This is a genomic window from Streptomyces sp. NPDC025618 (genome assembly GCF_055558795.1).
The window spans coordinates 36627-50402 of the sequence record NZ_JBVHLW010000031.1 but is presented as its reverse complement, the minus strand read 5'-3'; the positions used below and the strand labels follow the sequence as shown (position 1 = coordinate 50402).

General features: G+C 73.1%; 9 protein-coding genes. 6 read left to right on the top strand and 3 right to left on the bottom strand.

Features of this window, described 5'->3' with window-relative positions; genetic code table 11:
* Positions 1-125: 125 nt before the first annotated feature.
* Together ACZ4A5_RS23630 and ACZ4A5_RS23625 are read left to right on the top strand one after the other, a co-directional pair.
* A complete protein-coding gene (locus ACZ4A5_RS23630) occupies positions 126-3893 on the top strand; it encodes an ABC transporter ATP-binding protein (RefSeq protein WP_467587597.1) in 3768 nt (1255 codons plus the stop codon).
* Between the two features lie 124 nt (positions 3894-4017).
* Positions 4018-5445 carry a S28 family serine protease gene (locus ACZ4A5_RS23625; RefSeq protein ID WP_467587594.1) on the top strand — a complete coding sequence of 476 codons (1428 nt, stop codon included), beginning with the start codon at positions 4018-4020 and terminating at the stop codon, positions 5443-5445.
* A gap of 9 nt (positions 5446-5454) precedes the next feature.
* On the opposite strand, the gene ACZ4A5_RS23620 is transcribed toward ACZ4A5_RS23625, so the two are convergent.
* The 3 genes from ACZ4A5_RS23620 to ACZ4A5_RS23610 form a co-directional block, all read right to left on the bottom strand.
* Complete coding sequence (locus ACZ4A5_RS23620) at positions 5455-6066, bottom strand: hypothetical protein (RefSeq protein ID WP_467587591.1); 612 nt, start codon at positions 6064-6066, stop codon at positions 5455-5457.
* A gap of 350 nt (positions 6067-6416) precedes the next feature.
* Positions 6417-7043 carry a TetR/AcrR family transcriptional regulator gene (locus ACZ4A5_RS23615; protein ID WP_467587588.1) on the bottom strand — a complete coding sequence of 209 codons (627 nt, stop codon included), beginning with the start codon at positions 7041-7043 and terminating at the stop codon, positions 6417-6419.
* Positions 7044-7116: 73 nt separating this feature from the next.
* Positions 7117-7917, bottom strand: coding sequence for a sugar phosphate isomerase/epimerase family protein (locus ACZ4A5_RS23610; protein ID WP_467587583.1), 801 nt, complete (start codon positions 7915-7917; stop codon positions 7117-7119).
* Positions 7918-8008: 91 nt separating this feature from the next.
* Between ACZ4A5_RS23610 and ACZ4A5_RS23605 the strand changes: the two genes are divergently transcribed.
* From ACZ4A5_RS23605 to recD2, 4 genes are all read left to right on the top strand, one after another.
* The gene (locus ACZ4A5_RS23605; RefSeq protein WP_467587580.1) at positions 8009-9163 is read left to right on the top strand and encodes a Gfo/Idh/MocA family protein; all 1155 of its coding nucleotides are present in this window, start codon (positions 8009-8011) and stop codon (positions 9161-9163) included.
* Positions 9160-10317 (top strand): dihydrodipicolinate synthase family protein, encoded by a 1158-nt coding sequence (locus ACZ4A5_RS23600; RefSeq protein WP_467587577.1) that lies wholly within the window; start codon positions 9160-9162, stop codon positions 10315-10317. The genes ACZ4A5_RS23605 and ACZ4A5_RS23600 overlap by 4 nt, the downstream gene beginning before the upstream one ends.
* On the top strand, positions 10314-11168 hold the full coding sequence (locus ACZ4A5_RS23595) for a sugar phosphate isomerase/epimerase family protein (protein WP_467587573.1): 855 nt from the start codon (positions 10314-10316) through the stop codon (positions 11166-11168). Before ACZ4A5_RS23600 ends, ACZ4A5_RS23595 begins: the two co-directional genes overlap by 4 nt.
* A 257-nt stretch (positions 11169-11425) precedes the next feature.
* Positions 11426-13717, top strand: coding sequence for an SF1B family DNA helicase RecD2 (gene recD2 / locus ACZ4A5_RS23590; protein ID WP_467587569.1), 2292 nt, complete (start codon positions 11426-11428; stop codon positions 13715-13717).
* Positions 13718-13776 lie beyond the last annotated feature (59 nt).

The window sequence follows — 13776 nt, the reverse complement described above, 5'->3', positions numbered from 1 at the left end:
GCTGGTTTTGGCTGATGATGGGTGCGCAATTCAGCCCACCCCAAATGTTGCCGCGGGATGAAATCCGCAGCCCAGCGCGTTGGGCCCTCCGGAACGAGAAACGTGGGGACAGCGGGAGGTCTCGGGTGGGCAAGACGGAAGTGACCGGACAAGGATGGGCCAGGCGCCTGGCAGGACACTGCTGGCGCTACCGCCGCACCGTGCTGCTCGCGCTCGGGTCCTCCCTCGTCGGCATGGCCGTCATGGCCCTCGTCCCTCTCATACCCAAGCTGATCATCGACGACGTCATAGGCGCCCAGGACCGCCCGCTGGCGCCCTGGGCCACGCTGCTGATCGTCGCCGCCGTCGTCGTCTACGGCCTCACCTACCTCCGCCGCTACTACGGCGGGCGCCTCGCCCTCGACGTCCAGCACGACCTGCGGACCGAGATGTACGCGTCGATAGCCCGGCTCGACGGCAGACGCCAGGACGAGCTCTCCACCGGCCAGGTCGTCGGCCGCGGCACCAGTGATCTCCAGCTGGTGCAGAGCCTGCTGTTCATGCTGCCGATGATGATCGGCAACATCCTGCTGTTCCTGATCTCGCTGGCCGTCATGGTCTTCCTCTCGCCGCTGCTCACGGTCATCGCCCTGGCCGTCGCACCGGCGCTGTGGTTCCTGGCGAAGCGCAGCCGCGTCAAGCTCTTCCCGGCCACCTGGTACGCCCAGGGCCAGGCCGCCGCCGTCGCGGGCGTCGTGGACGGCGCCGTCACCGGCGTACGCGTCGTCAAGGGCTTCGGCCAGGAGGCGCAGGAGGCGGGGAAGCTGCGCGAGGTCAGCCGCAGGCTGTTCGCCGGGCGGCTGCGCACCGTGCGGCTCAACTCCCGCTACACCCCGGCCCTCCAGGCCGTACCGGCCCTCGGGCAGGTCGCCATGCTGGCCGTCGGCGGCTGGATGGCCACGCGTGGCCAGATCACCCTCGGCACCTTCGTGGCCTTCTCGACCTACCTCTCGCAGCTCGTCGGGCCCGTCCGGATGCTCACCATGATGCTGACGGTCGGTCAGCAGGCCCGCGCCGGAGTGGAGCGCGTCTTCGAGCTCATCGACACCGAGCCGGTCGTCGAGGAGCGCCCCGGCGCCCATACGCTGCCCGAGGACGCCCCGGCCACCGTCGAGTTCGACGGCGTCACCTTCGGCTACGACCCGGAGCGGCCCGTCCTCGCGGACTTCTCCCTGCGCATCGAGCCCGGCGAGACCGTGGCGGTCGTGGGCGCCTCCGGCAGCGGCAAGTCCACCGTCTCGCTGCTCCTGCCGCGCTTCTACGACGTCACCGCCGGCGCGGTCCGGGTCGGCGGGCACGACGTGCGCGATCTGACGCTGCCCTCGCTCCGGGCGGCCATCGGACTCGTGCCGGAGGACAGCTTCCTCTTCTCCGCCTCCATCCGCGACAACATCGCCTACGGGCACCCAGACGCCACCGACGAGGAGATACGGGCCGCCGCGCGCGCCGCGCAGGCCGACGGCTTCATATCCGCGCTGCCCGACGGCTACGCCACGGAGGTCGGCGAACAGGGCCTCACCCTCTCCGGCGGCCAGCGCCAGCGCATGGCCCTCGCCCGCGCCATCCTCACCGACCCCCGCCTGCTGCTCCTGGACGACGCGACCTCCGCGGTCGACGCCCGCGTGGAGCACGAGATCCACGAGGCCCTGCGCGGCGTCATGGCGGGCCGTACGACCCTCCTCATCGCCCACCGCGCCTCCACCCTGGCGCTCGCCGACCGCATCGCCGTCCTCGACGGCGGCCGCCTCGCCGACATCGGCACGGCGGAGGAGCTGGAGAGCCGCTGCGCGCTCTACCGCGAGCTGCTCACCGACCCCGAGGAACTGGCGGGCGTGCCGAAGGACCCCGCGGGCCTCGCCCCTGCCGACGGCCCCCTGGCCCTCGCGGGCGCCTTCGGCGGGGAGGCGGCGGCCACCGGCCTCGCGGACCCCGTGGCGACCGCGCCCCGCGCCGGGCGCCGGGTCGTCGACGGCGTCACGCCGTCCCTGTGGGTCCGCAAGGACACCGGCGAGAGCCCCGACATCGCCGGGATGCCCGCCACCCCGGAGCTGCTCGCCAAGGTGGCCGCGCTGCCGCCCGCGGACGACACCCCCGACATCGACGAGGAGCGCGCCGCCCGGCCCGAGGAGTCGTACGGCCTGCGGCAGTTGCTGCGGGGCTTCGGGGCGCCGCTCGCGCTGGGTCTGCTGCTGGTGGTCGTGGACGCGGTGGCGGGCCTGCTGCTGCCCATCCTGATCCGGCACGGCATCGACCAGGGCGTCCAGCGCATGGCCCTCGGCGCCGTCTGGGCCGCCTCCGGCCTCGCGCTGCTCGTCGTGACCGGCCAGTGGGCCGCGCAGGTCGCCGAGACCCGGCTGACCGGCCGCACGGGCGAGCGCGTGCTCTACGCCCTGCGCGTGAAGATCTTCGCCCAGCTCCAGCGGCTCGGGCTCGACTACTACGAGCGCGAGCTCACCGGCAAGATCATGACCCGGATGACGACGGACGTGGACGCCCTGTCGTCCTTCCTCCAGACCGGCCTGATCACCGCTGTCGTCTCCGTCCTCACCTTCTTCGGCATCCTCGTCGCCCTCCTCGTCCTCGACGTCGAGCTGGCCCTGGTCGTCTTCGCGACCCTGCCGCTGCTGGTCGTCGGCACGGTGATCTTCCGCAGGAAGAGCGTCAAGGCGTACGAGCTCGCCCGCGAGCGCGTGGGCGTCGTCAACGCCGACCTCCAGGAGAGCGTCGCCGGGCTGCGCGTCGTGCAGGCGTTCCGCCGCGAGGAGACCGGCGCCCGGCGGTTCGCCGAGCGCAGTGACGGCTACCGGCAGGCGCGGGTGCGCGGCCAGTGGCTGATCTCGGTCTACTTCCCGTTCGTCCAGCTGCTGTCGTCCGTCGCGTCCGCGGCGGTGCTGATCGTGGGCGCGGGCCGGGTGAGCGACGGCACCCTGACGGCGGGCGCGCTGGTGGCGTATCTGCTCTACATCGACCTGTTCTTCGCGCCCGTGCAGCAGCTGTCGCAGGTCTTCGACGGCTATCAGCAGGCGACGGTCTCCCTCGGCCGCGTGCAGGGGCTGCTGCGCGAGCCCACCACGACCCCGGTGGCCGCCGAGCCGCGCGAGGTGCGGGAGCTGAGCGGCGAGATCACCTTCGACGGCGTGCACTTCCACTACGGCGACGGGGAACCGGCGCTGACCGGCATCGACCTGACCATCCCCGCCGGGCAGACGGTCGCGTTCGTCGGCGAGACGGGCGCGGGCAAGTCCACGCTCGTCAAGCTGGTGGCGCGGTTCTACGACCCGTCCTCCGGCGCCGTCCGGGTCGACGGCCACGACCTGCGCGAGCTCGACCCCACCGGCTACCGGCACCGGCTCGGCGTCGTCCCCCAGGAGCCCTATCTCTTCCCGGGCACGGTGCGCGACGCCATCGCGTACGGACGCCCCGACGCCAGTGACGCCGAGGTCGAGGCCGCGGCCCGCGCCGTGGGCGCGCACGCGATGATCGCCGGGCTGGAGGACGGCTATCTGCACCGGGTCACCGAGCGCGGCCGCAATCTCTCCGCCGGACAGCGGCAGTTGATCGCCCTGGCCCGCGCGGAGCTGGTCGACCCGGACATCCTGCTCCTGGACGAGGCCACCGCCGCGCTCGACCTGGCGACGGAGGCACTGGTCAACCAGGCCACGGAACGGCTGGCGGGCACGCGCACCACCCTGGTCGTCGCCCACCGCCTGACCACCGCGGCCCGCGCGGACCGCGTGATCGTCCTCTCCCGCGGCCGCGTGGCGGAGGACGGCACGCACGACGAACTCCTCGCGCTGGACGGGCACTACGCCCAGCTGTGGCGCACGTTCACGGGGGCGACGATCGCGGCGTGAACGGCGGCCTGTCCGGCGGGCCTTGCGGTCCGCCGTGGCCGCCGTCGTCGGAAGAGGCTCAAGACAAACACCTGTCCACCCCGGTAGGTTCGCCGCGACCTATGCGAACCCAAGGGGAGGGCGAATGCGCAAGGTACTCAGATGGCTGTTGGCGCTGACGGTGCTCATGAGCACCGTCAGCCTCGGGGCGGCGACCACGGCCACCGCCGCGAGTCCGGACCCGGACATCAAACAACGCATCCTCGGCATCCCGGGGATGCACTTCCTCGAGGAGCGTCCTTATCAGGACTACCGCTATTTCGTCCTGAGCTACGACCAGCCCGTCGACCACCGGGACCCGTCGAAGGGCACGTTCCAGCAGCGCTTCACCCTGCTGCACAAGTCCGTCGACCGCCCGACGGTGTTCTTCACCTCCGGCTACAACGTCAACACCACCCCCGGCCGCAGCGAGCCCACCCGCATTGTCGACGGCAACCAGGTGTCGCTGGAGTACCGGTTCTTCACGCCGTCCCGCCCGCAGCCCGCGGACTGGTCCAAGCTCGACATCCGGCAGGCGGCCGAGGACCAGCACCGCCTCTTCGCGGCGCTCAAGCCCGTCTACACCAAGAACTGGCTGGCCACCGGCGGCAGCAAGGGCGGCATGACGGCGACCTACTACCGCCGCTTCTTCCCGCACGACATGGACGGCACCGTCGCCTACGTCGCGCCCAACGACGTCAACAACGACGAGGACTCGGCGTACGACCGCTTCTTCGCGAACGTCGGTGACAAGGCGTGCCGCGCGCAGCTCGGCTCCGTGCAGAAGCAGGCGCTCGTCCGCCGCGACGAGATCGTCGCCCGCTATCAGAAGTGGGCCGACGCCAACGGCAGGACGTTCAAGGTCGTCGGCAGCGCCGACAAGGCGTACGAGAACGTCGTGCTCGACCTGGTGTGGTCGTTCTGGCAGTACCACCTGCAGAGCGACTGCGCGTCCGTGCCCGCGACCGACGCCTCCACGGACGCCCTCTACACGTTCGTCGACACCATCTCGGGCTTCGACTCCTACACCGACCAGGGCCTGGAGAAGTTCACGCCGTACTACTACCAGGCGGGCACCGAGCTGGGCTGGCCCACGGTCAAGACCCCTCAGCTCAAGGGCCTGTTGCGGTACCCCGGCGTCAACGTCCCCCGGGCGTACGTCCCGCGGGACATCCCGATGCGCTTCCACCGCGGTGTGATGGCCGACATCGACCGCTGGGTCCGCAAGGACAGCGAGCGGATGCTCTTCGTCTACGGCCAGAACGACCCGTGGAGCGGTGAGCCCTTCACCCTCGGCAGGAACGCGGCGGAGCGCCACGACTTCCGCTTCTACGCCCCCGGCGGCAACCACGGCTCGAACATCGCCCAACTCGTCGCCGACGAGCGGGCGAAGGCCACGGCGGAGGTCCTCCAGTGGGCGGGCGTCGCGCCCAAGGCCGTCCAGCAGGACCCGTCCCACGCCAGGCCCCTCGCGCCGTACGACGCGAAGCTCGACCGTCCGGTCGTCGACCGGCAGCAGAGCCTGCGCCCGTAGCGGCGCCCCTCAGGTCAGGCGGCGGGCGCACCCGACGGGTGTCCCGCCGCCCACCTGCACATAGAGATCCGTCGCCGGCGGGCACGCGTCGCGCGTGGTGACCTCGTCGGTCACCCGGTACTCCGGCGCGTGCGCCCCCGAGCCGTCGCACGCGGTCTCCTTCACCACCCCGTCCCGCTGGGCGTAGACGCAGTCGCCGGTCACCGTCTGCGGGCCGCCGCCCTGCCCCGGGTCGCCCGGGTGCGGCGGCCGGAGGCCGCGCATGCAGGCGTAGCCCTCCGGCGAGCTGTCCTCCTCCGAGTCACCGTGGTCGACCGCCGCGATGTGCAGGACGAAGTCCGTCGCGGCCGGGCAGCGCGGGCCGTTCGCCTGCGGGCCGTTGTAGCGGGCGAGGACCCGTGCGGTCGCGCGCCGGTCCGCGCAGTCGACCTCCGTGAACGACTGCCCGCTCCCGCCCGCGCACGCGTCCTCGGCCAGGAACGCCGCCCTCTCCCCGGAGGAGGACGGCGAGGGCGTGACGACCGCGCCGGTCCGCTGCGGCGCGTGGCAGCCGGACAGCGCCGCCTGTCCCGTGAGTCCCATGAGTGCGAGCAGCGCGCCCGGCAGAGCGCGATGGCGCATGTCGTCCCCCGTCCGTCCTCCTGTGCGCTCCATCGTGCTCCCCGGAACCGGCGCGCGCCAGCCGCGCGGGGCGCGTACGGAAGGAGGGAACGGAGCGTGTGCGGGGCGCGCTGTACGGGTCGTACGCGGGCGTGTGCGGCCCTCGTCCGCGCTGTCAGGGCCGGGTGTTGGCGCCGCCGGCGCGTGGAAAGGGGGGTGCGCCGGCGGCGGTGCTGTCGGGACGCAGGCGGCGGAGAGGGTAGGTCAGCGACGCGGTCTGCGGCGTACGCCGATACCGCACTGCGATGCCCCGACGGCAGCACGCCCCTTGGACGGACCGGGCCTCCGGGCGGTTCCGTACGGGGCGTGTGTCAGCCGTGCGCGCGCCGTCTGCCGCTGAGCCGCGTCGGCAGCCGACGGGTGAGCAGCCGCGCGCGGGGGGCGAGCCGCCGGGCCATCGCGAACACCGACTCCGTGCGCGAGCGGTCGGAGTCGAGCACGGTGAAGAGGTTGACCCCGAGATAGAACGTGATCGCCGCGTTGGCCAGGTCGCGCGGTGGCGTCAGCCGGGCCAGCGGCGTCCCCCCGATGACCCGCTCCAGGGTCTCCTCGACGAAGGAGATCCACGGCTCCGCCCGCACCTTGATCTCGTCCCGCAGCTCCGGCTTGGCGACGGCGGCGGCGACGAGCTCGGAGAAGAGCGTGAGGTGCCCGGCCTCGACGTCGTGCCGGTAGACGCGGGTGCCCGCCTCCACGAGGTCCTCGAGGGTGCGGCAGTCGGTGACGGCGTCGGAGAGGACGTCCATCCGCTCGGCGGAGGACCGGTCGAGCGCGGCGAAAAGCAGCGGGTCGACACCGCCGAAGTGATAGAAGATCAGCGCCGAGTTGACCCCGGCCTCCTTGGCGATCGTCCGGGCGCTGGACCTGCCGTAGCCCTGCGTCCTCAGCACGGTGCCCGCCGCGCCGATCAGCCGTTCCTTGGTGTCCTCCACCGCCATGTGCAGCCCTCTCGCCAGGGCTGATCATACGGTTCGGGCGGTGGCCGGGACCGGGCGCGCCCGGCCTGGGGGCTCACGGCCCGGCAGCGGCCAGCAGGCCCTCCAGATACGCCCGCCCCGGGCCCATCAGCTGGACGAAGTCCGTGGCCTGCGGGTGCCACCGGCGCTCGTACTCCCAGCACAGCCAGCCGTCCCAGCCCGCCCGGCCGAGGACGTCCACGCAGGCGCCCAGCGGCAGCGAGCCCGTGCCCAGGGGCAGCGGGGCGGTGTCGTCGGCCGAGGCGACGTCCTTGAGCTGGACGTAGCCCAGGTGCGGGGCGAGCGCCGGGAAGCTGACGGCCGGGGTCTCGCCGCCCAGCCAGGTGTGGAGGACGTCCCAGAGCGCGCCGACGCTGGGGTGGCCCACGGGGCCCAGGACGCGGGCGGTGTCCTGGGCCCGGCGGTGGGAGTCGTGAGTCTCCAGCAGGACATGGACGCCGAGGTCCGCCGCGAGGGGCGCGACCGCGCCGAGGCGCCGCGCGGCGTCCGCGTCCGCCTCCTCGACGGGGCGGTCGCCGCCGCCCGGGAAGACGCGGACGTACCGCGCGCCGATGTCGCCCGCGAGCCGGATCAGCCCGTTCAGGCCGTCGAAGACGGCCTCGTCCGGCTCCTGGCCGGCCACCCGCACGTAACCGGCGACGCTCAGGATCTCCACCCCCGCGTCGGCGAACAGCGCGGCCGCCGCGGCCCGCTCGCGCGGGCCCGTGGCCGGGTGCAGGGGTTCCTCCGGGTGGGCCCGCAGTTCGACACCGTCGTAGCCGTGCGCGCGGGCGAGACCGGCCACCTCCGGGAGGGGCGTTCCGGGCACTCCGAGTGTGGAGAAAGCGAGTTTCATGGGGAGCGGGTTCCCCGGCGGCGTCCGGGAAATGCTTTCCGTACGGCAGAAGGGGGTGACCGGAACGGACACCAGAGCCTTACGGATAGCCATGAACGGTGTCACCGGACGCATGGGACACCACCAGCACCTCGTCCGCTCGATCCTCGCCCTGCGCGAGGAAGGCGGCATCGAGGTGGGCGACGGCACCCGGCTGTGGCCGGAACCCGTCCTCGTCGGACGCAGCGCACACAAGCTCAGAGCACTCGCCGGGCGCTACGGACTGGACGCGTGGACGACCGATCTCGACACCGTCCTCGGCGACCCGGCGATCGACATCTACTTCGACGCGCAGGCCACCACCGCCCGCGAAGGCGCCGTGCACAAGGCCATCGACGCGGGCAAGCACGTCTACTGCGAGAAGCCGACCGCACTCGACCACAGCGGAGCCCTCGTCCTTCACCACCGGGCCGTCCAGGTGGGCGTCAAGCACGGCGTCGTGCAGGACAAGCTCTTCCTCCCGGGCATCCGCAAGCTGAAGCGGCTGCTCGACAGCGGCTTCTTCGGCCGGGTGCTCTCGGTGCGCGGGGAGTTCGGCTACTGGGTCTTCGAGGGCGACTGGCAGCCCGCCCAGCGCCCCTCCTGGAACTACCGCGACCCGGACGCCGGCATCACCGCCGACATGTTCCCGCACTGGGAGTACGTCCTGCGCGAGCTGTTCGGCCCCATCCGGTCCGTACAGGCGCACACGGCCACGCACATCCCGCGCCGCTGGGACGAGCGGGGCCTGCCGTACGAGGCGGCCGCCGACGACGCGGTCTACGCGATCCTGGAGCTGGAGGGCGGGATCGTGGCCCAGCTCAACTCCTCCTGGGCGGTGCGGGTGCACCGCGAGGAGCTGCTGGAGTTCCAGGTCGACGGCACCGAGGGCTCGGCCGTCGCGGGCCTGCGGAACTGCCGCGCGCAGCACCGCTCCGCCACCCCGCGGCCGGTGTGGAACCCCGACGTCCCGGTGGCCGAGGACTTCCGCGCGCAGTGGCAGGAGGTCCCGGACAACGGCAGCGCGGGGGAGGACACCAACGCCTTCAAGGCGCAGTGGGAGCTCTTCCTGCGCCACGTCGCCCTGGACGAGCCCTGGCGCTTCGGGCTCGACGCGGGCGCGCGCGGCGTACGGCTCGGGCTGCTCGCCCGGGGCTCCGCCCGGGACGGCCGCAAGCGCGTGCTCGCGGTGTCCGGTCCCGGGGAGCGGGAGGGGGCGGCCCCGTGATCCGGCTCCCCGACGCGTCCGGCGCGCTGCGCCCGTACGAGCCCCGCGAGCTCCCCGCGGAGCCGGTGGCGCCGGGCGGCCCGCCGGTCTCCCGCACGCTCTTCGCCGCCGCCCACGTCGTCGCCGACCCCTGCGGCAACACCACGCCGTACGGCCCCGCCGACCTCGACTGGGACGCCACCCTCGCCTTCCGCCGCCACCTGTGGGCGCACGGGCTGGCCGTCGCCGAGGCGATGGACACCGCGCAGCGGGGCGCGGGCCTGGACTGGCCGCGGGCGGCGGAGCTGATCCGGCGCTCCACGGCCGAGGCGCGGGCCGTGGGCGGCCGGATCGCGTGCGGGGCGGGCACCGACCACCTCGCGCCGCCGTACGGCACGCTGGAGGACGTCACGGCGGCCTACGAGGAGCAACTGGACGTGGTGGAGGCGCACGGCGCCCAGGCCGTCGTCCTGGCCTCCCGGGCGCTCGCGGCCGTCGCCACGGGACCGGACGACTACCGGGAGACGTACGGGCGGCTGCTGAGCCAGACGTCGGGGCCGGTGATACTGCACTGGCTGGGCCCGGTGTTCGATCCCGCCCTGGAGGGCTACTGGGGCAGCGACGATCTCGACAGTGCCGCGCGGACGCTCCTCGACATCGTCTCCGCCCACCGGGAGAAGGTCGACGGGGTGAAGGTCTCGCTGCTGGACGCGGGCCGCGAACGGGCCCTGCGCAGGCGGCTGCCCGCCGGGGTGCGCTGCTTCACCGGCGACGATCTGCACTATCCCGAGCTGATCGAGGGGGACGAGCAGGGCCACAGCGACGCGCTCCTCGGGGTGTTCGACCCGCTGGGGCCGCTCGCCGTGGACGCCGCGCGCAGGCTCGACTCCGGTGACCGGCGGGGGTTCCGGGAGCGGCTGGACCCGGCGCTCGCACTGTCCCGACACCTCTTCGAGCCGCCCACGCGCGCGTACAAGACCGGAGTCGTCCTGCTGGCCTGGCTCGCGGGCCACCAGGAGCACTTCACGATGGTCGCCGGTCAGCACGCCGCGCGCTCCCTGCCGCACCTCGCGCGGGCCTACGAACTGGCCGACGGGCTCGGCCTGTTCCCCGACCCGGAGCGCGCGGCGGCCCGGATGGCGCGGCTGCTCGCGCTGCACGGGGTGGGCCCGTGACGGGGCGGGCGCGGTTCAGCCTCAACCAGCAGACCGTGCGCCAGTGGTCCCTGCCCGAGCTCGTGGCGGGCTGCGCGGCGGCCGGGGTGCGTCAGGTGGGGCTGTGGCGCGGGCCCGTGCGGGAGTACGGCGTGGCGGCGGCCGCCCGGCTGGTGCGGGACGCCGGCCTGGCCGTCAGCAGCCTGTGCCGCGGCGGCTTCCTGACCGCCGCCGACCCGGCAGGGCGGGCCGCCGCGCTGGCCGACAACAGGGCGGCCGTCGAGGAGGCGGCCACCCTGGGCACCGGCACGCTCGTGCTGGTGGCGGGCGGCCTGCCGCCCGGCTCCCGGGACCTGCCGGGGGCGCGCGAGCGGGTCGGCGCCGCGCTGGCCGAACTCGGGCCGTACGCGGCCGGGCTCGGGGTCCGCCTCGCGATCGAGCCGCTGCACCCGATGTTCGCCTCCGACCGGTGCGTCGTGTCGACCCTGCGTCAGGCGCTCGACCTGGCCGAGCGCTTCCCGGCCGACCAGGTGGGCGTGGTGGTCGACACCTACCACCTGTGGTGGGACGACGCCGTGGCCGGGCAGCTCGCGCGGGCGGGGGCAGGCGGCCGGATCGCGGCCTTCCAGCTGGCCGACTGGGTCACCCCGCTGCCGGAGGGCGCGCTGCTGGGCCGGGGGCAGCTGGGCGACGGCTGCGTGGACCTGCGGTGGTTCCACGAGCGGGTCGGCGCGGCCGGCTACCGCGGGCCGGTGGAGGCGGAGATCTTCCATCCGGGGCTGTGGGCGCGGGACGGCGGGGAGGTCCTGGCGGAGGTGCTGGACCGCTACGAGCGGCACGTGCTGGGGGTACCGACGGTAACGGGCGGCTGATCGTTCCCTGTTCGCGTAACGGAATGATAACTCCTTGAAGCCGGTGCAACCCTTTGGCCGTCAGCGGGGTCGTATCTTGCATCGGGCTTCCTGGGGAGGGATCCGGGGGGATTTCGGAGGAAGCCGGTAGTGGGGGGTGCCCGAGGGGCCCGGTCGTCGGACCGGGCCCCTCGGCTTGTCCCCGCTCGCTCCCCTCGCTCCCGCGGAGTTGTCCACAGCCCCGAACGCCTGTCGCACCCCGGCGGTACCGTCGGGTCATGGCGAACATGGCAGTGGTCGAAGGGGTCCTGGAGCGGATCACCTACGCCAATGAGGAGAGCGGCTATACGGTCGCCCGCGTCGACACCGGCCGCGGCAGCGGCGACCTCCTCACGGTCGTCGGCTCCCTGCTCGGCGCGCAGCCCGGGGAGTCGCTGCGGATGGAGGGCCGCTGGGGCTCCCACCCGCAGTACGGCCGCCAGTTCACCGTCGAGAACTACACCACGCTGCTCCCCGCCACCATCCAGGGCATCCGCCGCTATCTGGGCTCCGGCCTCATCAAGGGCATCGGCCCGCGCATCGCGGACCGCATCACCGAGCACTTCGGCACCGACACCCTGGACGTCATCGAGCAGGATCCCAAGCGGCTGATCGAGGTCCCCGGCCTCGGCCCCAAGCGGACGAAGATGATCGGCGCCGCCTGGGAGGAGCAGAAGGCCATCAAGGAGGTCATGGTCTTCCTCCAGGGCGTCGGCGTCTCCACCTCCATCGCGGTGCGGATCTACAAGAAATACGGCGACGCCTCCATCTCCGTGACCCGCCATCAGCCCTACCGGCTGGCCGCCGACGTCTGGGGCATCGGCTTCCTGACCGCCGACCGCATCGCCCAGGCCGTCGGCATCCCCCACGACAGCCCCGAGCGCGTCAAGGCCGGTCTGCAGTACGCCCTTTCCCAGTCCACCGACCAGGGACACTGCTATCTCCCCGAGGAGAAGCTGATCGCCGACGCCGTCAAGCTCCTCCAGGTCGACACCGGGCTCGTCATCGACTGCCTCGCCGAGCTCGCCGCCGACGAGGAGGGCGTGGTCCGCGAGCGCGTGCCGGGCCCGGACGGCCAGCCTGTGACCGCCGTCTATCTCATCCCCTTCCACCGCGCCGAGCTCTCCCTCGCCGGCCGGCTGACGCGGCTGCTGCGGGCCGAGGACGACCGGCTGGCCGCCTTCCGCACCGTGGAGTGGGACAAGGCGCTGGCCTGGCTCGCCGACCGCACCGGCGCCGAACTGGCCCCCGAGCAGGAGCAGGCGGTGCGGCTCGCGCTCTCCAGCAAGGTCGCCGTCCTCACCGGCGGCCCCGGCTGCGGCAAGTCCTTCACCGTGCGGTCGGTGGTCGAGCTGGCCCGCGCCAAGAAGGCCAAGGTCGTCCTCGCCGCGCCCACGGGGCGGGCCGCCAAGCGGCTCTCCGAGCTCACCGGCGCCGACGCCTCCACGGTGCACCGGCTGCTGGAGCTCAAGCCCGGTGGTGACGCCGCGTACGACGCCGACCGGCCGCTGGGCGCCGATCTGGTGGTGGTCGACGAGGCGTCCATGCTCGACCTGCTGCTGGCCAACAAGCTCGTCAAGGCTGTGGCCCCGGGCGCCCACCTGCTGCTCGTCGGCGACGTCGACCAGCTGCCGTCCGTGGGCGCCGGAGAGGTGCTGCGCGACCTCCTCGCGCCCGGCAGCCCCGTCCCGGCCGTGCGGCTCACCCGCATCTTCCGGCAGGCGCAGCAGTCCGGCGTGGTGACCAACGCCCACCGCATCAACTCCGGCGTGCAGCCCATCACTCAGGGCCTGGCCGACTTCTTCCTCTTCCCCGAGGAGGACACCGAGGAGGCGGGCCGGCTCACCGTGGAGGTGGCGGCGCGCCGCATCCCCGCGAAGTTCGGCCTCGACCCGCGCCGCGACATCCAGGTGCTGGCCCCCATGCACCGCGGCCCGGCCGGCGCGGGCAACCTCAACGCCCTGCTCCAGCAGGCGATCACGCCCGCCCGGCCCGACCTGCCGGAGCGCCGCTTCGGCGGCCGTGTCTTCCGCGTGGGCGACAAGGTCACCCAGATCCGGAACAACTACGAGAAGGGCGAGAACGGCGTCTTCAACGGCACGGTCGGCGTGGTCACCGCCCTGGACACCGTCGAGCAGCGCCTGACGGTGCGCACCGACGAGGACGAGGAGGTCGGCTACGACTTCGACGAGCTCGACGAGCTCGCCCACGCCTACGCGGTGACCATCCATCGGTCGCAGGGCAGCGAGTATCCGGCGGTGGTGATCCCGGTCACCACGGGCGCGTGGATGATGCTCCAGCGCAATCTGCTCTATACCGCCGTGACCCGGGCGAAGCGCCTGGTGGTCCTGGTGGGCTCCCGCAAGGCCCTGGGCCAGGCCGTCCGCACCGTTTCCGCAGGCCGCAGATGTACGGCTCTGGACCACCGGCTCGGCGCGGGCCCCGGCGGAAGTGATGCAGACGGCATTCCTTCCCAGACGGTTTACCAACCGGGGCGAACGGGGCAGTATGGCCAGGCTGGGCGGCACTGAGTGCCGTCATTAGGCCCTATGGCCGACCCCGAGTGCACGTGCATCGTCCAAATGGGGGA